This window comes from Vibrio sp. 03-59-1 (assembly GCF_013114135.1).
Classification (GTDB): Bacteria; Pseudomonadota; Gammaproteobacteria; order Enterobacterales; family Vibrionaceae; genus Vibrio; species Vibrio cortegadensis.
This window is the reverse complement of sequence record NZ_VTYA01000001.1, coordinates 1-20,990: the sequence shown is the minus strand read 5'-3', so window position 1 is coordinate 20,990 and position 20,990 is coordinate 1. Positions and strand designations below refer to the sequence as shown.

22 protein-coding genes are annotated in these 20,990 nt (G+C 41.7%); 14 read left to right on the top strand and 8 right to left on the bottom strand.

Annotated features, from left to right (window positions below; all coding sequences use genetic code 11):
* The first annotated feature begins 148 nt into the window (after window positions 1–148).
* Together F0249_RS00110 and F0249_RS00105 are read left to right on the top strand one after the other, a co-directional pair.
* On the top strand, window positions 149–1,378 hold the full coding sequence (locus tag F0249_RS00110; RefSeq protein WP_171755462.1) for a M20/M25/M40 family metallo-hydrolase: 1,230 nt from the start codon (window positions 149–151) through the stop codon (window positions 1,376–1,378).
* Between the two features lie 65 nt (window positions 1,379–1,443).
* Window positions 1,444–1,695, top strand: coding sequence for a DUF2999 family protein (locus tag F0249_RS00105; RefSeq protein WP_029203459.1), 252 nt, complete (start codon window positions 1,444–1,446; stop codon window positions 1,693–1,695).
* A gap of 129 nt (window positions 1,696–1,824) precedes the next feature.
* Here the strand turns inward: F0249_RS00105 and F0249_RS00100 are convergent, their stop codons facing one another.
* The gene (locus F0249_RS00100; protein ID WP_171755461.1) at window positions 1,825–3,363 is read right to left on the bottom strand and encodes a PAS domain-containing methyl-accepting chemotaxis protein; all 1,539 of its coding nucleotides are present in this window, start codon (window positions 3,361–3,363) and stop codon (window positions 1,825–1,827) included.
* 200 nt (window positions 3,364–3,563) lie between these two features.
* Here F0249_RS00100 and F0249_RS00095 point away from each other — a divergent pair, with 200 nt between their 5' ends.
* The gene (locus F0249_RS00095) at window positions 3,564–4,190 is read left to right on the top strand and encodes a transcriptional regulator (RefSeq protein WP_017053454.1); all 627 of its coding nucleotides are present in this window, start codon (window positions 3,564–3,566) and stop codon (window positions 4,188–4,190) included.
* 72 nt (window positions 4,191–4,262) lie between these two features.
* Here the strand turns inward: F0249_RS00095 and F0249_RS00090 are convergent, their stop codons facing one another.
* The 3 genes from F0249_RS00090 to F0249_RS00080 all read right to left on the bottom strand — a co-directional run bounded on the left by F0249_RS00090 (window position 4,263) and on the right by F0249_RS00080 (window position 7,478).
* Window positions 4,263–5,387 (bottom strand): aminotransferase, encoded by a 1,125-nt coding sequence (locus F0249_RS00090; RefSeq protein WP_171755460.1) that lies wholly within the window; start codon window positions 5,385–5,387, stop codon window positions 4,263–4,265.
* A gap of 44 nt (window positions 5,388–5,431) precedes the next feature.
* Window positions 5,432–6,406: an ornithine cyclodeaminase family protein gene (locus tag F0249_RS00085; RefSeq protein WP_171755459.1), complete on the bottom strand. Its 975-nt coding sequence runs from the start codon at window positions 6,404–6,406 to the stop codon at window positions 5,432–5,434.
* Between the two features lie 190 nt (window positions 6,407–6,596).
* Window positions 6,597–7,478: a LysR family transcriptional regulator gene (locus F0249_RS00080; protein WP_171755458.1), complete on the bottom strand. Its 882-nt coding sequence runs from the start codon at window positions 7,476–7,478 to the stop codon at window positions 6,597–6,599.
* Window positions 7,479–7,590: 112 nt separating this feature from the next.
* Here F0249_RS00080 and F0249_RS00075 point away from each other — a divergent pair, with 112 nt between their 5' ends.
* Both F0249_RS00075 and F0249_RS00070 read left to right on the top strand, forming a co-directional pair.
* Window positions 7,591–7,893: a putative quinol monooxygenase gene (locus F0249_RS00075; protein ID WP_017053450.1), complete on the top strand. Its 303-nt coding sequence runs from the start codon at window positions 7,591–7,593 to the stop codon at window positions 7,891–7,893.
* Window positions 7,890–8,870 (top strand): Gfo/Idh/MocA family protein, encoded by a 981-nt coding sequence (locus F0249_RS00070; protein WP_171755457.1) that lies wholly within the window; start codon window positions 7,890–7,892, stop codon window positions 8,868–8,870. Before F0249_RS00075 ends, F0249_RS00070 begins: the two co-directional genes overlap by 4 nt.
* Before the next feature lie 105 nt (window positions 8,871–8,975).
* Here the strand turns inward: F0249_RS00070 and F0249_RS00065 are convergent, their stop codons facing one another.
* A complete protein-coding gene (locus tag F0249_RS00065) occupies window positions 8,976–9,875 on the bottom strand; it encodes a DMT family transporter (protein ID WP_029203458.1) in 900 nt (299 codons plus the stop codon).
* Between F0249_RS00065 and F0249_RS00060 the strand changes: the two genes are divergently transcribed.
* Window positions 9,799–9,966, top strand: a complete 168-nt coding sequence (locus F0249_RS00060; RefSeq protein WP_171755451.1) for a hypothetical protein — start codon at window positions 9,799–9,801, stop codon at window positions 9,964–9,966. The two genes, F0249_RS00065 and F0249_RS00060, sit on opposite strands and share 77 nt — an antisense overlap.
* A 329-nt stretch (window positions 9,967–10,295) precedes the next feature.
* On the top strand, window positions 10,296–11,828 hold the full coding sequence (locus F0249_RS00055; RefSeq protein WP_171755456.1) for a phospholipase D family protein: 1,533 nt from the start codon (window positions 10,296–10,298) through the stop codon (window positions 11,826–11,828).
* 32 nt (window positions 11,829–11,860) lie between these two features.
* On the opposite strand, the gene F0249_RS00050 is transcribed toward F0249_RS00055, so the two are convergent.
* On the bottom strand, window positions 11,861–12,424 hold the full coding sequence (locus F0249_RS00050; protein WP_017053445.1) for a dihydrofolate reductase family protein: 564 nt from the start codon (window positions 12,422–12,424) through the stop codon (window positions 11,861–11,863).
* Window positions 12,425–12,544: 120 nt separating this feature from the next.
* Between F0249_RS00050 and F0249_RS00045 the strand changes: the two genes are divergently transcribed.
* Window positions 12,545–13,105 (top strand): TetR/AcrR family transcriptional regulator, encoded by a 561-nt coding sequence (locus F0249_RS00045; RefSeq protein ID WP_113798253.1) that lies wholly within the window; start codon window positions 12,545–12,547, stop codon window positions 13,103–13,105.
* A gap of 120 nt (window positions 13,106–13,225) precedes the next feature.
* Here the strand turns inward: F0249_RS00045 and F0249_RS00040 are convergent, their stop codons facing one another.
* Window positions 13,226–13,993, bottom strand: a complete 768-nt coding sequence (locus tag F0249_RS00040; RefSeq protein ID WP_171755455.1) for a YafY family protein — start codon at window positions 13,991–13,993, stop codon at window positions 13,226–13,228.
* 98 nt (window positions 13,994–14,091) lie between these two features.
* Here F0249_RS00040 and F0249_RS00035 point away from each other — a divergent pair, with 98 nt between their 5' ends.
* Window positions 14,092–14,469, top strand: a complete 378-nt coding sequence (locus tag F0249_RS00035; RefSeq protein ID WP_171755454.1) for a hypothetical protein — start codon at window positions 14,092–14,094, stop codon at window positions 14,467–14,469.
* A gap of 103 nt (window positions 14,470–14,572) precedes the next feature.
* Complete coding sequence (locus tag F0249_RS00030) at window positions 14,573–14,989, top strand: GFA family protein (RefSeq protein ID WP_017053441.1); 417 nt, start codon at window positions 14,573–14,575, stop codon at window positions 14,987–14,989.
* A gap of 60 nt (window positions 14,990–15,049) precedes the next feature.
* On the opposite strand, the gene F0249_RS00025 is transcribed toward F0249_RS00030, so the two are convergent.
* The gene (locus tag F0249_RS00025) at window positions 15,050–15,928 is read right to left on the bottom strand and encodes a LysR family transcriptional regulator (RefSeq protein ID WP_017053440.1); all 879 of its coding nucleotides are present in this window, start codon (window positions 15,926–15,928) and stop codon (window positions 15,050–15,052) included.
* Between the two features lie 130 nt (window positions 15,929–16,058).
* On the opposite strand from F0249_RS00025, the gene F0249_RS00020 reads away from it, so the two are divergent.
* The 4 genes from F0249_RS00020 to F0249_RS00005 all read left to right on the top strand — a co-directional run bounded on the left by F0249_RS00020 (window position 16,059) and on the right by F0249_RS00005 (window position 20,793).
* Window positions 16,059–17,318, top strand: coding sequence for an adenylosuccinate synthase (locus tag F0249_RS00020; protein ID WP_171755453.1), 1,260 nt, complete (start codon window positions 16,059–16,061; stop codon window positions 17,316–17,318).
* Window positions 17,319–17,571: 253 nt separating this feature from the next.
* Complete coding sequence (locus F0249_RS20110; protein ID WP_216599478.1) at window positions 17,572–18,570, top strand: hypothetical protein; 999 nt, start codon at window positions 17,572–17,574, stop codon at window positions 18,568–18,570.
* A complete protein-coding gene (locus tag F0249_RS20105; RefSeq protein ID WP_216599477.1) occupies window positions 18,570–20,183 on the top strand; it encodes a hypothetical protein in 1,614 nt (537 codons plus the stop codon). The genes F0249_RS20110 and F0249_RS20105 overlap by 1 nt, the downstream gene beginning before the upstream one ends.
* On the top strand, window positions 20,122–20,793 hold the full coding sequence (locus F0249_RS00005; RefSeq protein WP_171755452.1) for a hypothetical protein: 672 nt from the start codon (window positions 20,122–20,124) through the stop codon (window positions 20,791–20,793). The genes F0249_RS20105 and F0249_RS00005 overlap by 62 nt, the downstream gene beginning before the upstream one ends.
* Window positions 20,794–20,990 lie beyond the last annotated feature (197 nt).

Below are 20,990 nucleotides of genomic sequence, written 5' to 3'. Positions count from 1 at the left end.
TTGGTTAAGTAGCTCGATATTGACCTAATGCGCATTACTCTAAGAGTGATATGGTAAGTAATGTGGGAATTATTTTATTCGAATCACTTGAAGTTCACGGTTGCTCTGATTAACGTAGCGTCAATTAATGGATAGAAAAGAGTAAACAATGAATACAACCAATGAGAATGCTCAAAAACAGTCGGCTTGGACCCAACCAATGGCACAAGATCAATTTGATTTCATGTCTACAGTGTTAGCGGCTCCCTCTCCAATTGGCTTCGAAGCGGCAATGAGCTACGGTGTCATCAAACCAGAATTTGAATCTTTTATGCCAGCAAGCTGGGGCGTTCACCAATTTAAGGGAAGTGCGAGCATCGTTTTCGATTCACACCCTGGGCGTGATGATTTAACCAGCGTAATGATTGTTGGTCACGCAGATAAGATTCGTATGCAAGTTCGTAAAATTGATGAAGATGGCAAAGTATGGATTAACACCGATTCTTTCTTGCCAACCACGCTCATTGGCCACGAAGTGAAAGTGTTCTGTTTGGATCCTGAAAAGTCAGGAGCGTATAAATCAATTACAGGTTGTACGGTTGAAGCTCTAGGGGCGATTCACTTCTCTACTCCTGCGCAACGTACGGGCGAGCAAGGGATTAAACCTGAATCAATTTATTTAGAATTGCACATGCATGGCGAAGATCGCAAGGCGCAAGTGGAAGCGCTTGGTTTACGTGCAGGAGACCCTATTTTATTAGATCGACCAATTAAACGTGGTGTTGCGGCCGATACTTTCTATGGTGCGTATTTAGATAACGGTTTGGGCTGTTTTTCGGTGACTGAAATTGCACGTATGTTGGCAAGCGAAGGGCTAGATAAAGTTCGAGTGTTGTACACAATTGCGACTCATGAAGAGATTGGTCGTTTTGGTTCAACGCAAGTGGTGGGTGAGCTTAAGCCTGACGTGTTGATTGCAACCGATGTTAATCACGATTATGAAGCAGCTCCGGGAATTGGCAGCCGTAACATGACGCCATTGAAAATGGGCGAAGGCTTTACCGTTGGTCGAGGCTCAGTAAGCTCTGAATTTTTAGTTCAAACGTTAGCAAATGTATGTAGCGAGAAAGAGATCCCATACCAAATCGACTTTTCTGGTCGAGATATGGGAACGGATGGCATGGCGGCTGCACTTGCAGGTGTAGATAGTGCTGCGATCACCATCGGCTATCCAATTCGTAATATGCATACGTCATCTGAATCTGCACATACTGGTGACTTATTGGCATCTATTCACGCTATTGCAGAGTTATTGCGTCACTTCAATGATTTTAATAACGGAAACGGTATCACCCGTGATGACCTGAAAAACAGTCATATTCGATTAGATAACCTGTAATTCTCAGCGTAGTCTAAATAATGTTAGACTACGCGATGTTTGATTTAGTATTTAAAGGTAGAGTAATGAACCCAATTCTTGCAATCTTGAAAGAAAGTAATATCAGTGACGAACAAATCCGTGAACTTTTTGAGACGTTGACTCAAAATCCACTCGCGGCAATGGCAACAATTGGTCAATTAGGTTTACCTCAAGACAAACTGCAATTGCTAATGGGGCAGGTTATGCAAAACCCTGCGCTAATTAAAGAAGCAGTAGAAGAGCTTGGACTAGACTTCTCAAAAGTTGAAGCAGCAAAAGAGCAGCTTCAGAAATAGACTTAGTTTCAATGATCTAAACGTTAGAGATCATCAAGAGTCTGAATAATAGAGAGTCGTGTAGTGCATTTTCCAAGATGCGTTCACGACTCTTTTTTGATCTCCATTTTATTGCTTATCTACTTTCCATTATTTCTGAAAAGATAACCCCAGCGATGCCAACTGTTGCGCTTTGCCTTTAATGTGACGCGTTAGCTCCGTGACTTCATCTACTTCTTTTAAGTTACATTGGGATGCATCTCGAATAGTTACAATGTTCTGATTAATATCGCTGGCTACGACAGATTGCTCTTCTGTTGCGGTTGATATTTGAGTCGCTGCGGCTTCGATGTGCTGCATTACATTCGCCATTTCCTCAATTTTCCGCTGCGTATCTGCTGTGAATTCAATGCATATCTGCGCCGAGTTTTTCCCTTGCTTCATCGTTTCAGAGAGTTCCGCTACAGACTCTAATACACTGCCCATTGATTGCTGGATATCGCTGGTGGCTTTTTGTGTTCGTTGGCTGAGAGCCCTCACTTCATCGGCAACAACTGAGAAACCTCGGCCATATTCACCAGCACGAGCCGATTCAATTGCCGCATTAAGCGCAAGGAGATTTGTCTGTTCCGCAATGCCTTGAATTTCAGACATAATCGATGTGATGCTGGTTAGCTTTTGAGACAAGTTTTCGGCAGACTCATAGGAAGCGGAAACGTCGTCCACTAAGGTCGAGACTTGATTTTGAGTTTTCTTACTTAACGAGTTTGCATCTTGGCAAGTCGTATTGGCCGAGAGCACTTGATCCAATGTCGAGGCGCTATTTCTTGAAACTTCACCGATGGTTGCCACCATTTGCTCAACCGCCGATGCAATGTTCTCAATCTCTACGGTCTCTTTTTCAATGTTATGGTGAGCGTTATCGGAGACGTTTTCTAAAGAGTGCACTTGTTTAAGTAAATTACTACTGCTGTCTAACGTTCGTCCTAAAATGGTTTGTACTCGTCCTTGCTGCATCTTTAAGTGATATTCGGCGTAGTTTGTCTTGTCATCACAAAAGACCAAACGAGAAATGCTGTCATAGCTTTGTTTGAGTTCGTCGTAGAATTTTTGGCGAATGAATAGCTCATGGTAAAGCACACTAATGGTTGCAAATGGCACGATCAAAGTGGCAAGAGGAGAGACATAAAAACCCATAATGACGGCGCATAATGTGACAAAAAATAGCATGATGATTCGGTGTTTGGTGGTGACAAGAATGCTTGATGTGAGGCTTCGAGCCTTACTCGAAACGGAGTACAAATTGATCGCACGGTTTTTGACTTCGGGCGCTAATTTACGGCGAACAGATTGATAGCCAACCAAGATGTTGTTTTCAAAAATGGGGGTGACAAAAGCATCAACCCAGTAGTACCGACCATCTTTGCAGCGATTTTTAACAGCGCCTCGCCATGCTTGCCCATTCTTGAGATGTTCCCACAAATCTTTAAACGCCGCTTTAGGCATGTCTGGGTGGCGAATCATGTTGTGGTTTTTATTTAGAAGCTCGTGCGTTTCGTAGCCTGATACCCTGCAAAACTCTTCGTTTACATAGGTAATTACCCCCCTTTTGTCTGTCGTTGAGACTAGCTCCTCATTGTCTGAGAATTCGACTTCTTCATCGACGATCGCTTTATTTCTTCTATTCATAATGATAAGCCTGACGTTATATTTTCATTGATAGTCGTTTTTCTTAATATGCATATATAAACATAGGTGACTATGTGCACTTTCGCTAGGGACTCGCGTGAAGTACCAAAATCTATACAATATTAGTGAGGCTAGGTAATATACTTCTTCTTTGCGATGTATTACCTGCATTTAGCTAAACGGAACAGGATAAGAATTCTTTGAACGCCAATACGATATTAAGCCGATATGCTTCTGTTGCTGATGGGATAGCTCTGCTATTTTCTGACTATGTAGAAGTCATTATTCATGATTTAGAAAGTCAGTCCGTAGTGCATATTGCGAATAATATTTCTAAGCGGAAAATTGGCGATCCGTCGTCTCTTGATGATGTCGATTTTGCGCAGAATGAAGCGGTAATTGGTCCTTATGAAAAACTAAACTGGGACGGAAAGAAAATATGTTCCATTAGTATTGTCCTTAGAGATGATCAAGGCAGCCCTATTGGTATGTTATGCATCAATATGAGCACGGCTCCGGTGCAAGCGGCTCAAGATGCGTTGGCACTTTTGCTTCCAATAAAGAACCTTATTCCACAGCCAGAGAAGCTATTTCATGATGATTGGCAAGATAAAGTAAATAGCTTTATTCATAGTTGGTTAGCGAGTAATAGCTTAACGATCTCGGCACTGTCTCGTCAGGATAAACGTGAATTGATTGAAGCGTTATTTGATCAAGGAGCATTCAACGGAAAAAGCTCGGCAGACTATGTGGCCAACGTGCTTGGGATGGGAAGGGCTACCGTATTTAACTACTTACGTGAAATCAAGCAGCTAAGAAAGTCGTGATGACAAAAATGCCCTTCTTTAGAGTATAAAGTTAAGGGCATTTTTTAGATAATATAAAAACGAATGGAGCATTTAACCATTCAATTCAGCAAGGAACTCCGAAGTCTTCTGAAGCCCATCTTTGAGTACTTGTGGGTTATTGGCATATCCGATTCGTACATAACCTTCCATTTCTAAAACACTTCCAGGTGTGAACATGACGCCTTTTGATTCAAGCAGGCGTACACAGAATTCACGGCTGGACATATCAAGATCATATTTAAGTAATGCCACGGTTCCTGACTGTGGTTTTACGTAGCTGATTAACGGTTCATTAGAGATCCAAGCATCAAGAACCTCTCGGTTGGCTTGGCAGATAGAACGACTTCTTTCAAGGATCTGCTCTTTGCATTCTAATGCTATGCAGGCGAAGTGATCGTCTAGCATTCCAACGCTGATCGTATTGTAATCCCGATGGATAGTGACCGCGTGAATAACATCCGTTGGAGCCGCTATCCAGCCCAGTCTTAACCCTGCAAGAGAGAAGCTTTTAGACATACTTGCAGTGCTGATCCCTTTTTCGTACAGATCGGCAATGGACGCGGTGAAACCGTCTCCGGAAGCATCCGTTCCTCTGTAGACTTCATCACACAGTAAATACGCATCACAGGCACGAGCAATATCTACGACTTGTTTTAGAAAAGTTTCATCCATTAATGCGCCTGTTGGGTTATTCGGGTTGTTAATAGTAATCAGGCGAGTGTTGCTATTGGTTAGCTTTTGCAATTCTTCTAAATCAGGTAAGAAATTATTCTCTTCTTTTAGTTTTACTATTTGCACATCCGCACCGAAACTTTCGGGAATGGAGTAGTGCTGTTGGTAAGTGGGTAAGACTGAAACAACACGATCTCCCGGTTCTACCAGCGTTTGGTGAATCAGCGCATTTGCACCGATTGCTCCGTGAGTAATCAGAATGTTCTCTTTTTGCTGATTCTGATAAATCTCAGTGATGTTATTGCGTAAACGATCCGAACCTTCAATTGCTCCATAAGTGAGCTTCATTGGCAGTAACTCATTGAGAATCGTTTCTCGTTTTCCTGCCATATCGAGCAACTGTTCAACAGTTAAAGATTCAACACAGGTTTCAGCCAAATTATAGAGACAAGAGTTTTCATACTCATTCATCCAAATTTCAACACCAAACTCTTTAATTTTCATATTACATTCCTTTATTCATAAAGTTTTAAAATCGATGGTCTCTATTATTTTTTGCTGTCTATCAGTTGCCATATACCATAAGCGATCGCAACATCTTCGAGCCCTAAGCCGATAGAGCGAAAGAACACAGGCTTCTTATAGTCCGGTAGGTGACAGCGTTGAGCGACAAGATCTGATAAGTCTCCAACAATGTTAGCCTTATCCCAACCGTGTTGATCTTTTGCCAATTTCATTTCCCCAGCACTTTCAGGTGTGGTTAATTTGTAGTCGCAATATACATCCATTTTGTTCAGTAACGCTGGTGGCACTTCATGCGCATTGACGGCATTCGTACTAATGGAAGTGATCAATGCCGATTGTGGGATCTGTTGTTCGGAAATGACAGCGCTTGCCGCAGAGGTACATAGCATAATGACATCGGCGTTTTCTGTGGCTTGACTAGAGTGTAAAGCAATTTGAATTCGGCTATCTATTGCCCGTATTTCATTTTGGCGAACGTCGTTATCAATTAATTCAGGGGCAAATATCGTGATGCGTTCCCACTTTCTTAACGAAATCACATGGCGAAGATGCGCTAAAGCGACGTTACCTGCACCTATTAATGCTAAATGCGAACTCTCTTTTTTTGCTAAGTAATCAATGGCTAATGCCGTGGTTCCTGCGGTTCGTTCAACCGTCAGTTGCCCTGAATCACAAAGCAGCAGTGGCATACCTGTATTCATCGACATCAGGTGTGTCCAAGCGGTAATAATCGGAGCCCCATCAGTCACTATGTAAGGGGAAAGCTTAGCACCGAACACTCCTTGTTCAGCAAGTACGCCGAGGTAAGTGATGTAATCGCCTTTATTGTTAGGGAATGGTGTTAACGTTTGGCTAGGCTGTACTGCGTTATCACGAGCTAAAGATGAAAACAGCGTCCCCATGAGAGATTTAACATCTAATTTAGGGAGAAGCGATTGCACCTCTTGGTCATTGAGAACGTAGGGAGCCCAGGGTGACTCGGAAGTATTATTGGTCATTTGAGTTACTCGTTAGATTTTGTAGTACCAATAATACTTATTAGTCCAAACTATACTGTGAAGTCTATGGTGTTTTTGTGAATCTATAAATTTAAGGTTTCTATAGCTCTTAAGTTTCCTATCCATTGAAGCTTCCCATAAATTGAAAGTTTCCTGATGCTTTAGGCTATGAGTAAGTATCGAAAGTCGGCTAACTCTCATCAATATGCTTGAGAACATAATCAACAAAAGTTCTATTTTTTAAAGACAGATGTTTAGATCGATAAAGTAAATGGATCGGTTTTGGCTTTGGAGTGGAATCTGTGAGAATTTCGATAAGCTGATTCGATTCTATCTCTTGTGTGACCAAAATCTTGGGTTGAAGAAGGATGCCAATGCCTTGAAGTGCTGCAAACTTTAAAACATCACCATTATTAGAGGTCAGCCGAGAGCTAGTATTGCTAAAGGTGTTCGACGGTAAGTTCATCACCTGTTGGCTTTCACTTTGATGATAGTGAAATCCTAAACAGTGGTGGTGTTTGAGTTCTTCTAATGAATTAATCTGTCCATGCTTTTCAAGATAAATGGGAGAAGCGCAGTAGGTCATTTCATAGTGGCCGAGCTTTCTTGCAACAAGGGAAGAATCAACAAGATCGCCAATACGAATTATCATATCTGCATCATTCTGATAAGGGTCAATAAGTCCGTTATCTAGCATTAACTCGATATTAAGATCTGGGTATTCTTCAAGAAAGCTTGCCACAATGGGAGTCAGAATTTTCTTGCCGAATGTTACAGGGCAGTTGACTTTAATGGTCCCTGTTGGTCGGTTGATTAACGTCTGAATCAGGTTTTCTGCGTTTGTTATATCTTCAATAATTCGATGGCACTCGCTGTAGTAAAGCTTACCTGCTTCAGTTAAAGACTGCTTACGAGTTGTCCGTTGAATCAGTTGAGTTCCCAAGCTTTGTTCAAGAAAATTGACGTGTTTACCTACCATTGTCGGTGAAATTTGGAACTGATGAGCAGCACTTCGAAAGCTGCCATGTTCGACAATATAAGCAAAAATTTTCATGCTTGTTAGTTTGTCCATTATGCACTACCAGTTAATAAACAATAAAATATGGGGCAGTTTATCAATCTTATGAAGTTAATTATAGTTGAGCCCAATATTGAGAATAAATTTAACAACATAGGAAGTGATGATGAACGACACTATATTTGTTACGGCTGAGCTAAAAATGAAGACTCAGTTATCAAGAGAATCCGTTATTGAAGCCATTGAGCAATTTTGTGTCGACATGCAGGCTGAAGAAGGGTGTTTACAAGCGATGGCGACTTACGATGAAAAGACACCAGACAGAGTGATATTGTGGGAGCGGTATAAAAATAGAGCCGCCATCGACGCACACTTTGTTATGCCACACACTCAAGCGTTTATTGCTTCAGATGTGACCTCATTAGTTCAAGTTTTTGAAACTCATCAAGCGGGAGAGGCAGCAGAATGAATTGGGGAATTTTAGGTACAAGTTTTATTTCTGGCGTCATGGCTGAAGCGATTAACTCAGATCCTGATAGCCATTTGTATGCCGTTGCTGGACGCTCAGAACAGAACCTGTCTTTATTTGCAGATCAATACTCCGTTGGCACTCGTTATACCGATTACGAAGCGCTATTAAACGATGATCTGGTGGATATCATTTACATCGCATTGCCAAACCACGTCCACCATGATTTTATTATCAAAGCCGCGCAGCGTGGAAAAGCGATTCTCTGTGAAAAGTCACTATCGGTTGATATGGAAAAAACAGAACTTGCCTTACAAGCCGTGAAAGAACATAACGTCTTTTTTGCTGAAGGGCTGATGTATTTGCACCACCCACTTATTCGTGAACTCGTTGCGGTTCTTGATTCGGGCGAGATCGGTGAACTGCGCTCCATTCAAACGTCGTACATCGCATCCATTGCTCAATTTGTAAATCCAGACAGTAAAGGCGCGTTATACAATTTGGGTTGTTATCCCGTGTCTTTATTGCATTTGGTAGCAAAAACTATGCTAGGAGAGCACGTTTTTGATAATCGCACACTCCATGCTATTGGAAGAAAAGGCTCGGATGGGAACCTTTGTGAATCTAGCCTTATGATGCGCTTTGGCGACCAGCAGACAGCAACGGTTCACACCGCAGAAGATCATGGATTAAAACACCACTTCACTATTCTAGGTAGCAAAGGGTGCATCACCATGAACTCTAATCCATGGCTGCCAAATAAAGAGAATGACTTCTCGGTTGAAGTGTATGAAACGTCAAAGCGTAATGTTTCTGTTCCTGCGGACGGTGACGCCTTTTTGTATCAAGTGCGCCATGTAGCCAATGCAGTAAAAGCAGGAGAGAAAGCGTTATCTAACCCATGCGCGACTTGGGATGATTCGTATCGAATAATGCAACTGCTAACGGAATGGGAATCCGCCGCGGCCAGCGAATAGTTTCCAACGTTTGATGTAGACAAGCCATACTGCTAAAACGATATTTTCTCTTTAGCAGAATAGATAAGCGAAGGCAGAGTCGTTACAAGAGACTCTGCCTTTCGATTACTTAGCGCTAAATTGAGAGAATATTCGTTTGCCGAATACATTGATCAGAGCGCCTGTCACTATCAAACCGCCTCCTAAATAAGTCCAAATTGAAGGGACTTCATTGAATATCCATACTCCTAGAAGTGCAGAAAAAATAATCTGAACATATGAGTAGGCTGAAGCTTTACCTGCGGCTTGAGTCTGCATCGCTTTAGTAAGACCGTATTGACCGATTTGGGTAAAAATACCGACCAAAACCAGCATGATGGTTAAAAAGAAGCTTGGCCATACGAAGTCATTCCAGATAAGTACAGTCGAGATCGGCAACGCGACCAATGGAAAGTAGAAAATAATGACGGAGCTATCTTCAGTTTGGCTTAGCTTCCTCACGATTACGTAAGCAATCGAGCTTCCAAATGCCCCACATAACGCGATGATTACGCTAAAAAGTGGCAGTTCATGGGTTAAGTCACTTGTCATGCTCGGTTGTACCATCACCAATAAACCTGCAAGGCAGAAAGCAATGCATATCATGGTGGAGTGTTGGACTCGTTCTTTAAGAAATAGAACGCCGAGTAAAGCGGTAAAAATGGGATGAACGTATTGTAAGATGGTTGCCTCAGCTAGCGGCAACGTCGTTACGGCATAATACACACACATCAAAGCGGTAGTGCCGACAAGGCCGCGAACGAAAAGCAGTGTTTTGTTGTTTCCCCAAATCGAAATGCCTTTTCTTTTGACATCGATATAGCTAATGATCAAAGAGACTAAAGCCCTTGCTGCTACAATTTCAAATACTGGAATACCGTATAGGCTAATGTACTTCACGCAAGCAGACATGAGCGCGAATCCAAAAGCAGAGAGGAGCATGAACCTAACCCCAACAGGGATTAGCGAAAAAGAGAAAGAGGGCATAAAAATATCAGTCAAGTTGTGGGTAGGTCATCATATCTTAGTTTTAGATATTCAGCTTAAAAGTTTGCTCATTGAGATGCTCAGCCAGTAGCTCTAACGCTAGGCTGTGGTGCAATTTGGCATTATGATCTTGCGAGTAAAATGAAGGCGGCATTCATAGTGGTAAAGGTATTTTGGACTCTTTAATGTTGAGCGACTAAAGTTCAAGTAGCTGAAATTTAAGTGACTATAGTTTATGTGACTAAAGTTTATGTGACTAAAGTTTATGTGACAAAAGTTTAAATGGCTATCGTACTTATCTTGATGAACTTTGTTTGCCATAATAGTTTTCAGTTCGGTACTCCCAAATTGTATGGTGATGCCGACATTAAAGGAAAGATAGTTCTTATTGGACTTCATACTATAGAGGAAGTGCGATTCATGCTTTTGCTACAACGTGTCAGTGTCACCCTATTTTTAATCACGATTCTATCTGGGTGTGGATCACTTCCAGAAGAGATCGACCACCCAGCAGAGCCGATCATCACTTCGTCGACGAGCACATTATCAGAGTTGGTGAGTACTTATCCGCTTAGTCCTTCTAAACAAGAAAACAGTGCCGTCTTATTGCAAGATACGGGTTGGGATGCATTGTCACAACGGCTTGCACTGATAGAAACTGCAGAACAGAGCATTGATATTCAATACTATATTTGGAACTCTGATGCGTCGGGTCATTATCTCGCGAGCCGCTTACTTGCTGCGGCTGATCGAGGCGTTAAAGTGCGTGTCATGCTTGATGACATTAATCTTAATGAAAGAGAAGATCTGCTTGTTGCACTGGATTCACATCCTCAAATTGAGATCCGCATTTTCAATCCCATTCCTACTCGTCGTGGCGTCGCCAAATGGTTAAATGTATTGGGTGATTTTTCTCGCCTAAATCGCCGTATGCACAACAAATCATTTACCGTTGATGGTGCCTTTTCTGTTGTTGGCGGACGTAACATTGGTGATGAGTATTTTGATCTCTCAGATGAAATTAATTTCCGTGACCGAGATGTTCTCGTGATGGGCGCGGTTGTTGGCGATATCCAAATGAGCTTTGGACGCTATTGGGACAGTCGTTGGTCATACCCTGTCGATTTGTTAGGCGGGAAGGCGTCATCTGATCTGCCTGTATTAGATGAAATCTCAGCACCTCGTTATACAAATTATCCAGCATTACCTGAAGATAGTAAGACGGCGAATCTGCTTCTAAAAACACTGATGAGTGAGATGACATGGGTGAGCGCCCGTTTTGTGTCTGACCGACCTGTTCCAATTGATGCAGACAATACCAGCGAACCAAAAGCCACGGCTAAAGTATTAGCTGAGTTAGCGCGAGAATCTGATCAAGAGATACTATTGGAATCCGCTTATTTGATCTTTGATGATAACCAATTAGAGGAGTGGCAATCGCTTAACCGTGAAGGTGTTCAGATAAAAGCATTGACGAATTCGATGGCGTCTAATGATTTAACAACGAATCACTCTGGCTATGCAGGTCGACGAGATGAGATGCTTGATCACGGAATCGAGCTATTTGAGCTAAAACCTGAGACAAAATTGTGTGAAGTGTCTACGGGTGATGCCTCTAAATGTGCACCAACATTAGCTTATGGGCTGCATGCAAAATCAGCTGTTTTTGATAGACAAATCGCGAGCATTGGCTCTTTCAATTTTAATTTACGTTCTACCTATCTGAATACTGAGTCTGTTTTGATCATTGAAAATCAAACGGTGGCACAAAGCCTCGCAGATGATATTGAGCTGGCGATGAGTGAAGATAATAGTTGGCGTCTTAGTTTGTACGAAGGCAAGACGCGTTGGTATTCAGGGGATAATAGCTGGGAAAGTGAGCCAGAAACAGGCAAATGGGAGCGTTTCAAATCACGCTTCTTGCAGCTATTACCGATAGAGAAATACTTGTAGGCTGAGTATCAATATCACTGAAATAAAATTGGTTATGAATAATTGACGCTGTACTTAACCTGAATGAAATCGTTAGCAAAAGCCGTTGCTTGTGCCTGTTCTAATTTGATTACATTGGCCGTTTCGCCAAATAGAGGGATACCTTCTCCGAGTAACAGTGGGGCGCGTGTTATGGTGATCTCATTGATTAATTGTTTATTAAGAAAGGCTTGAATTGTATTACCGCCATCGACATACGCGTGGTGGTGTCCTTCATTTTCAAGCTTAGAGATTAAAGCGTTGAGATCCCCTGAATACATTTCAACGTGTTGCTTCACGTTGTCTGGAGCCTGCTTTATGGTGTTACTCAGAACGATGATACGAGTGTCACCATAAGGCCACTGTTCTGGCGTTAGTTCCATACTTGAAATCATTTCCATGCACTTTCGGCCCATGATCAAACAATCTACAGACGCCATGAATTGAGCAAATCCCATATCGGCTTGGTCACCCATATCTGCATTTGGGTTACCAGCAGTATGTAGCCAATCGACACTGCCATCATTTTTAGCGATGAAACCATCAAGGCTGGTCGCGATATATACGGAACATTTCATATTGTCGTCTCTTTTTGAGTTTAGAAGAACGAAGCTGAGCTGAGCCCTTGCTTTACATTCAGTATGGAGTTAAATTATTCTACAGTGTAGAAATTAAAGTTATTTTAGTGAGAGAGTGAAATGTCTGTCAAGGAAAAAAAACGCGGTCGACCAAAAGGTGTGAGCAATCAGTTAAGTGCGGACACCATTATTGATATGGCCAAATCATTAATGAGAGCTGAGGGAAAAATCCCGAGTATCAGAAAGTTAGCATCACATTTAGATGTTGATGCGATGGCGATTTATCACTACTTCAGCAATAAAAATACACTACTAGAGTCGATCACAACGTCGTTGATAGAAGATATTTATGAACCGCAGGCGATTAACCATTGGAAACTAGAGCTGAAAGAGTTGTGCACCAGCTACTTAGCGTTGTTAAACAATTACTCTGGACTACTGGAAACACTTCTTGGTATGAGTTCTGATAGCCCCGCAGCAGTATTCATTGAGCGATTTCATGTGGTGGTAGCGCCATTAAACTTAAGTGATGAATCAACGAAAAATGCACTAGATTTACTGGTTGATTATCTTCATGGATTTGCACTTGCATTAAATTGTAGTGTTGACGTTTCGAAACTGAATATCGATATGTTAGAAGGCCCACTTAATATGTACTGTATTGCGTTGGAAAATGCATAGAAGGACAGCAACTTATCTCGTACTGGCGCGGCGGTTTTAAGATGACAAAATTGTCCTGAAGATGGCGTGAACCAAGCTGCGTAGTTTCGTTTTGTGTGGGCGGTCTTTAGGCCGCCAAAGCTACATGCTATTGAAATAATCCCCATACTCACTAAGTAAACTCCGCGAACTTCTAAGCCGAAAACGCCCATTTTCGACCGTGGCATCGGTTATTCTATCAATTCGAAATAATCTAGGTGCAGCTCTCAGATAGTCCCAGCCTAAAAGATACCAAGCAGGCCAATTGAGTAAAATAAACTGCGGTTCTATGGTTCTTTTTGTCTCTACTTCTTTTTCTGAGACATAGCGAATGGAGAGCTTTTGCTGCTGAATAAATGCTTGGCTGACGTTATTCAAAAAAGGGTAGTGCGTATTCGTCACTGTATTGGCGACAGTTTCAGAAGCAACAGCACCAACCAATACACGCTTACGTAAGAGGTTGATGCGTTTTCTCTGCTCATCGTTTAGAAAGAAAGTGAGTTTATTTTTCACGCTCGATATGTTGTCACCCAGTATGGGGCAGTTCAACGAATCGGTCAGTGCGAGGGCCATTAAGGTATTCAAAATCTCTTCATCACTTAAAAAGAATTTAGGAGGACGGGCCATCCCTCTTAACTCAATCCCACCTCCGGCACCTCGTTCAGCATCAATATCGTAACCTTGTTGACGTAACAAAGTTATATCTCGCGAGATACTTCTCACCGAGACATCAAGTGAATCGGCTAATGCCTTCGCCGTCCATAGATTATTGTTTTCTAATAGACCAATAAGATTATCAAGCCGTTCTTGTCTATTTTGAAAGCTGCGCATTATTAATAGGCCATTTAGTGTCGTATTTATAGTTAGCATAACATTTCACCACTGATTGAGACAGATATGCAGTATTCGCTTTGAGTATGGACATGACTTAATCAAATAATTGGAATGTTTAAATAGGGAATAGAGAAATGAAAACACTGATGACTGGTTTTACCGCCGTAGTTTTGGCTTCTTCAGTTAGCGCGGCATCGACATTTGAAATTGTGAATACTAAATTTGTAGATGGGGTGAATTATCAAGAGCAGCAAGAGGCGATGGAGAGCTTAAATACAATAGTGAAGCATTTCGATGGTTTTCAGAGCCGTCACTATTTTTATAGTGAGGAGCTAAATCGTTGGACTGATATTGTTGTTTGGGAAAGTGCGGAACTCGCTCAATCGGCAACCGTAAAAGCGATGGAAAACCCAAAGGCTCAGCAAGTCTTTTCTAAAATGGATATGGATAATACGATATTTTCACATTATCAATCGGTTGGAAACATCGAAGCGGAGTCGGTGGTTAAGTAGGGTTAAAGGGGATCTCTAGGTCTCAATTTTAGTTATATATCTTGATCAATATCTCGAAGAGAGAAGATACGTTTACCGATCCATTCACTAAGGAGTGAAGCGAATGTCTCATTCAGAAACACGTTGTCTTTGTGGCGCTGTAAAAATCGTTGCAGAGGATATAAATCCAAAATTTACGGTGTGTCATTGCCAATCATGCCGGACATGGGGTGGGGCACCCTTCTTTGCGGTGAAATGCGGCTCAAAAGTAAACATTGAAGGGGATGACCATATCAAAATGTATGAGTCATCCTCTTGGGCATCGCGAGGTTTTTGCTCTGAATGTGGAACTCATCTGTTCTATAAACTTAAAGCAACGGGTGAGTACAACATGCCCGTAGGTTTGTTTCCGAATTTGGATGGGTTAGAAATGGATATGCAGTATTTCAGTGATATGAGGCCAAGCTATTATTGTTTCTCAAATGAAACCCAAGAGATGACAACTGCTGAGATCATGGCCTATTTTGCAGATAAAGTGTAAATAGATATTGTGAGGATCTGGGCACAAAACGATGATAAAGAAAGGCTGTCACTTTATTCGTTATTCGTTTCCGTTCTCTTGCAATAGAGAAATGCCATCGTTGACCCAATGAAGAAGCTGCTTGGTGGCTTTAGATAGAATCTGATTTTGCCGAACAATGTAGCCCAGATCGGTGGTCGGAAAGTCAGGTAATGGTGTGACCAAGGAGGTCAGGTGGCGTTGAGTGGATAGGGCGAATTCAGGAACGATGGCGACGCCAAATCCTGCTTCTGCCCAATCGATTTGTGCATCCACGCTGCCGACTTCCATCACTCTGTAATTGGAAAGGTTGAGTTTCGGTAACGCGTTATCAATGAGATCTCTTGTACGAGTATCATGACCGAGCAAGATCAAAGTTAACTCCTCGCCTTGTTCGGTATTTCGTTCAAATCCATCGCCGAATGCGACCCAGTTTACCTGCTGTAATTCGACAAAATGCAAAGGTTGTGTCTGTTTTTGGGAGATAACAAAACCCAGATCAGCCTCCGCATTTTTCACCAGTTTAGAAGCCTGTGATGATGTGGTGTTTAATAGCACGATATCGATACCCGGGTACTGGGCTTTAAACAACTTAAATGCCTCAATGAGTAACGCACGAGAAATAATATCGCTGGCCGCAATGGTAATCACGCCTTTATCGAGATCATTGAGAGCATTAAGGTCAGCTTGGCAAACCTGTAATTCTTGAAGTGTTCTTTGGCTACTTTCAAGTAACCGTTCGCCAGCTTGAGTTAAATGAAAAGGGCTTCGTTCAATGAGTTTGACGTTGGTGGCTTGCTCTAACTGTTTGAGGTGCAAACTCACATTGGGCTGAGTCATATGCAATGCGATGGCTGCTTTGCCAAAATGCTTATATTCCGCCAACGTAACAAATGTTTTAAGCCAATGGATATCGAGCATCGTTTACCTTTATGTGTGCGAACAAAATAGGTTGGTATATGAGTTTCTTATTAAGCTGATAATTATAATTAATTTCTCATATCTCATCAATGAGCCTAAGATCATTTCTTAATCAGTGAGGAGAATTATTATGTCGTCTATTGTTGTTGTGGGTGCCAATTGGGGTGATGAAGGCAAAGGCCGTATCGTTGACTTTTTAGCATCAGATGCTTCTGCCAGCATTCGTTTTCAAGGTGGTAATAATGCAGGCCATACCGTCGTTAATGACTTTGGTACCTTTAAACTGCACCAACTTCCAAGCGGCATCTTCAATCCAAGTTGTATTGCTGTTCTTGGCCCTGGAATGGTGATCAGCCCTGCCGCGCTGACAGAAGAAATTAAAGAAGTAAAAAGTGTAGGTGTCGATGTCAATTTGTGTATCTCTGATCGTGCAACGTTATGCCTTCCTCTTCATGCTTTGGAAGATACGCTAGAAGAGCTACGACTGGGTGATGCCGCGTACGGTTCGACTCGACAGGGCATTGCACCAGCCTACGGTGATCGTGTCATGAAAAAAGGCATCTTGGTCGGTTGGTTGAATCAACCAGAGGTATTAGAACAACGCATTCAGTTCATGCTGGATTGGAAACTGCCTCAGTTGAAAGCGTTATATCCTGATTTCGATTATACCCAAAGTGCGGCAGAACTTACGGCATGGTTATTAGAAGAGACAAAAACTTGGAGACCATTTATTTGCAATGTCACCGAGCCTCTAAAAGCATTGCAGGCCAAACAAGCCAATCTATTATTTGAAGCGCAATTGGGGGCGGGTCGTGATCTTGTTTACGGCGAGTATCCGTGGACAACTTCATCTAATGTGACGGCAGCGTATGCAGGAATTGGTAGCGGTTTACCAGCGCTAAGACCAGAGCGAGTGATTGCCGTTGCTAAGTCTTTCAGCTCATCAGTAGGAACCGGAACCTTAGTGACCGCGATGGAAGAGCAAGATAACTTCCGCGAAAGTTCGAATGAGTATGGAGCGGTTACTGGCCGTCCTCGTGATATGGGTTACTTTGATGCGGTAGCCACTCGAAATGGGGTTGAACTGCAAGCGGCCACCGAGATTGCATTGACCAAAATTGACTGCCTGACGGGTATGAAAGATCTTAAAATCTGTGTCGCTTATGAGGGTGAACACAGCGAAAACCCAATCTGGCCTCAAACCGCAAATCTTCAGCCTGTATATGAAACTATGCAGGGCTGGGATGAAGACATCACTGGTTGCCGTACGTTCGAGAGCCTTCCTCAAGGTGCGCAAGATTACATCACACGGATTGAAGCGTTAATGGGTGTGCCGATTGTTATGGTTTCGGTTGGACCAGAGCGTGAGCAAATGATCATTCGCAAGTAGCGTTGTAACCTCATTGTCTATTGAAAAAATAAACCTAGCATCGCGCTGGGTTTATTTGTTTTTGCTGAGTGGCTCTTCTGATTACAAAGAATGACAGAGTCAATAAAATCACCAGACAGCTAAAATCCAGTTAAGTCGTAAATCAACGGAGTTTTAGTGTTTATCCCTTGAAGCTTTTCTTTAGAGTGGGATATTGATATATAAGACGTCATTCTATATGATACGCCCCTTTTATCATATTGAGAGCTCTTAGATGACCTTGTATCAGAAATATGTGTCTACGATCTTAATGCTTCTTGTTTCAGCTTGCTCTTCATACAACAAATCATTAAATACAACATCTGAGAGAATCGAGTTTGGAAGTCGGGCTGAGCAAGTTGATAGCTCGAACCCTAGTATTTCAAATGCTAAGGCTCCTGTTGAGCCTGCAATGGCATTATATGCTGACGAATCAAGCGAGCTAAATTCTGAGCCTCAAGATAAAAAAGCTAATGAACCTCAGCCAAATTCGAAAATAGTTGATAAAGATGTTGAAAAGATAGAAGAGACTCTTAATGTAGAGCCTACTGAGCCTACTGAGCCTACTGAGCCTACTGAGCCTACTGAGCCTACTGAGCCTACTGAGCCTACTGAGCCTACTGAGCCTACTGAGCCTACCAAACCAACAGTGCCACCTGAACAACTCATATTTCCGAGCTTTTTTGCTCCGGAGAAGTATAAGCACCCTTTGCAATACTCTAAAAAATTGAATTTTATGATTGGAGAAGATGAGCATGGGCATTATTTATATGGTGAGGGACCGATAATTGAAGGGGCATATAAAAAGTTTATTACATATGTCGAACATTTTAAAAAACAAGGAGTTAACCTTGACCGATTGATGCTTCATAGCCCTGGAGGTGTTCTAGACGAAGGTATTTTGATCGGCCAATATTTGCATGATAATAAGTGGGACACTGATGCTGATAAGTATATGCATTGCTATTCTACGTGTGGATTTATATATGCAGCAGGAACTAACAAACGGATTCAAACTGGAGCTGAAATTGGTTTTCATCGCCCATATATACCGAGCAAACCAGACACCCCAGAATTCATAGAAGCAGTGTACGAAGAATATATCGACTATTGGAAGGTCATTGGTGGAGACATGGACTTGTACGTCAAATTTATGGCTGAGTATGGTCGTGACGACATGCTAATCCTTGAAGCTCACAATATACGTGAATACTTTTCCGTAGAGATGTATTAATGAAAATAGAAACCGCGAAATTCCCAGAGCACTGGGGACTAACTCTGATGCTTTATGTCATGGGTGCAATGATCATAACCTTTAATGTGAAAGGGTATGATGTCCTTTTTGCTGCTGAGCCTTTAATTCCATTTATACCAATATCGCCATTTGGTATTTTGCTGGGGTGTGCTGAGATTGCTGTGTTAATTTGGACGTCGGCAGTGATCAAGGAGTGGAGTGTATCTAGTCGGGTACTAAAAGTTTCGATGTTCATTCTCGTTCCATCTTTTTGGTTTCTTTGCTATGCAGGTGTTAATAGTTATCTGGATTCTTTAGCGACAGAAGAAATTCGTAAAGTTGAAGAGGCAAAGACACTGACTTCTAACAGTGAAGAATACTTAACTACGCTTCTTACCAATGTTGAAAAGTTTGAACGTCAATTGACAGAAATTAGAGCGGAACAGATTTCAATAAATGAACAGATATCACTTAAAAATGAACAAATTCAACAGCAAAATGACCAAGCAAGTACTCGTAGGTTTAAAGCTGTAGATTGTTCTGCTGTTGCTGATTGTGCTTCCTCCGTAAAGGCTTTTGAACAACAGGCGGCTCTAATAGCAAGTGATGTGTCGAACCTCAATATAACTCGAGAGAATAACCAGCAACGTTTATCTCGTATTCAAGATAGTTTGGATAAGACACAAACCGCTATAGAACAACGTAAATTAGAAAATACACAAAGTAAGAATCAATTTGCAGGCACTGAATCAGGATTCATCTTGAAGAAAGCCGCTTATGAAAAGGCTGTTGTATCTGTATTTTCTTTGTTTGATGTTGAGTTACAGAAGCCTTTTGATTTATTTATGATGCTTGTCTCTGGACTGATTTACCCAGTGTATTTTTTGCTCAATTTGTTTTTGTCTCTTAACTCGGAAGAGAACCGAATTGCTAGAGAAAAACGTTTGGAGAGTAAGAAGGTCAGGCATACATTGCTTCAACATATTGCACGTTCTGTTAGAGCTAGAGTTCTCAGAAAGAAAAAAGCTAGCTTGGATAGCCTTACTGATAGTATGAAACTGCGACGTAAAAGGAAATCACGTCGTGAAGTTACATATCGGAAAATGATTCGTTACATGAGGGTTTGGGCTCATCGTCGAAAGAAAATTCGAGAGGTTGAAGTCGAGAAAATTAAAGAAATCCCAACAGAGGTTGAAGTTGAGAAAATTGTTGAGATTGAAATACCTGTTGAAGTAGAAGTTGAGAAGATCGTTGAGGTTGAGAAGATTGTCGAGAAAGAGGTAGAAGTAGAACGAATTGTAGAAATCGAAAAAGTTGTTGTAAAAGAAGTTGCTGTGGAAGTCGATAAAATCGTCGAAGTACCAACGGAAGTTCCCGTTTATGTAGATAAGATTAAAACTGTACCTGAACCTATTTTCATTAAAGATCCTCAGGTAATCATCCATGAGCGAATCATCCCTGTACCAGCTGATATCACAGGCAAAGAGCTAGAGGAATTAATCAATGCGCAGCCTCGACTTAACGAAGTTACACCAGATTCGGATGCAGCAAGTGATTTCGCAACTGAATCAAAACAACCAGAACACAACTCAGTCGGGGATGCCAAGCTCTAGTAATAGCGAAAGCTTAGAAGAGTCTAAATTCCCTACAGGTATTCCAACAGAGAATGATGATAACAATATAAATAATACAGGAGCTGAGCATTCGGAGTTAACTGCTGTAAAACAAGAGACCTTTATTGAAGAGGAACGCTCTAAGCTCAATAAGCAAAAGAATCGAAATTCACATATTGAATTACAGATAGCGAATGAGAAACGAAAAGCTGCGGAAGCTAATCGTCGGACTGCTGAGGCCAATGCTAAAGCTACTTCAAAAGAAGCAAGTGCGAGAAAAGAGAGTTCAGATGGTGTTTGGAACAGTAGATTAGACAGAGTGCTTCGATGGTTAAAGTTAGCCTTTCTACTAGTGCTATTAGTTGCTATTACAACCGCTGCTGCTTTGGGGCTTTATTACTTATATAGGATGGTAACGGAAGAGCCTATTATTAAGACAGTCACTGAAACAGTAACAGAGACGGTCGAAAAAGAAATTATTCCAGAAGAATGTACTCAAGTGCGTAGGAACGGAAAAGTTTATGTTAGCTGTGATGGTGTAACGGTGCAGGGTGCTCCGACTATTGCTGAAAGTGGGCTAGATGAAATACCTGAACTTATTTCGGAATAACCTATTTTGCAGAAGTACTATTCAAACCAAGTGTGTGTATTCATGTATTTGGCTGGGACAAATAGGACTGAACGTGGAACGTTAAGTCCTTTCGAGGCTGTAACAGATTCTGTGTAACTGCCATTTAGTTAACGTGTTTATCGAGACGTTCCTCGAACTCGATAATAAACCGACTCATAGCCTGACGCCAGTTTTGA

Excerpts from the sequence above, each read along its gene's own strand:
- F0249_RS00080 (WP_171755458.1), bottom strand. The coding sequence starts at position 7,478 with ATGGACAAACTAACAAGCATGAAAATTTTTGCTTATATTGTCGAACAT.
- F0249_RS00055 (WP_171755456.1), top strand. The coding sequence starts at position 10,296 with ATGCTTTTGCTACAACGTGTCAGTGTCACCCTATTTTTAATCACGATT.
- F0249_RS20105 (WP_216599477.1), top strand. The coding sequence starts at position 18,570 with ATGAAAATAGAAACCGCGAAATTCCCAGAGCACTGGGGACTAACTCTG.
- F0249_RS00050 (WP_017053445.1), bottom strand. The coding sequence starts at position 12,424 with ATGAAATGTTCCGTATATATCGCGACCAGCCTTGATGGTTTCATCGCT.
- F0249_RS00085 (WP_171755459.1), bottom strand. The coding sequence starts at position 6,406 with ATGACCAATAATACTTCCGAGTCACCCTGGGCTCCCTACGTTCTCAAT.
- F0249_RS00090 (WP_171755460.1), bottom strand. The coding sequence starts at position 5,387 with ATGAAAATTAAAGAGTTTGGTGTTGAAATTTGGATGAATGAGTATGAA.
- F0249_RS00030 (WP_017053441.1), top strand. The coding sequence starts at position 14,573 with ATGTCTCATTCAGAAACACGTTGTCTTTGTGGCGCTGTAAAAATCGTT.
- F0249_RS00100 (WP_171755461.1), bottom strand. The coding sequence starts at position 3,363 with ATGAATAGAAGAAATAAAGCGATCGTCGATGAAGAAGTCGAATTCTCA.
- F0249_RS20110 (WP_216599478.1), top strand. The coding sequence starts at position 17,572 with ATGACCTTGTATCAGAAATATGTGTCTACGATCTTAATGCTTCTTGTT.
- F0249_RS00045 (WP_113798253.1), top strand. The coding sequence starts at position 12,545 with ATGTCTGTCAAGGAAAAAAAACGCGGTCGACCAAAAGGTGTGAGCAAT.
- F0249_RS00070 (WP_171755457.1), top strand. The coding sequence starts at position 7,890 with ATGAATTGGGGAATTTTAGGTACAAGTTTTATTTCTGGCGTCATGGCT.
- F0249_RS00040 (WP_171755455.1), bottom strand. The coding sequence starts at position 13,993 with ATGCTAACTATAAATACGACACTAAATGGCCTATTAATAATGCGCAGC.
- F0249_RS00075 (WP_017053450.1), top strand. The coding sequence starts at position 7,591 with ATGAACGACACTATATTTGTTACGGCTGAGCTAAAAATGAAGACTCAG.
- F0249_RS00020 (WP_171755453.1), top strand. The coding sequence starts at position 16,059 with ATGTCGTCTATTGTTGTTGTGGGTGCCAATTGGGGTGATGAAGGCAAA.
- F0249_RS00025 (WP_017053440.1), bottom strand. The coding sequence starts at position 15,928 with ATGCTCGATATCCATTGGCTTAAAACATTTGTTACGTTGGCGGAATAT.
- F0249_RS00105 (WP_029203459.1), top strand. The coding sequence starts at position 1,444 with ATGAACCCAATTCTTGCAATCTTGAAAGAAAGTAATATCAGTGACGAA.
- F0249_RS00110 (WP_171755462.1), top strand. The coding sequence starts at position 149 with ATGAATACAACCAATGAGAATGCTCAAAAACAGTCGGCTTGGACCCAA.
- F0249_RS00060 (WP_171755451.1), top strand. The coding sequence starts at position 9,799 with ATGAGCGCGAATCCAAAAGCAGAGAGGAGCATGAACCTAACCCCAACA.
- F0249_RS00035 (WP_171755454.1), top strand. The coding sequence starts at position 14,092 with ATGAAAACACTGATGACTGGTTTTACCGCCGTAGTTTTGGCTTCTTCA.
- F0249_RS00065 (WP_029203458.1), bottom strand. The coding sequence starts at position 9,875 with ATGCCCTCTTTCTCTTTTTCGCTAATCCCTGTTGGGGTTAGGTTCATG.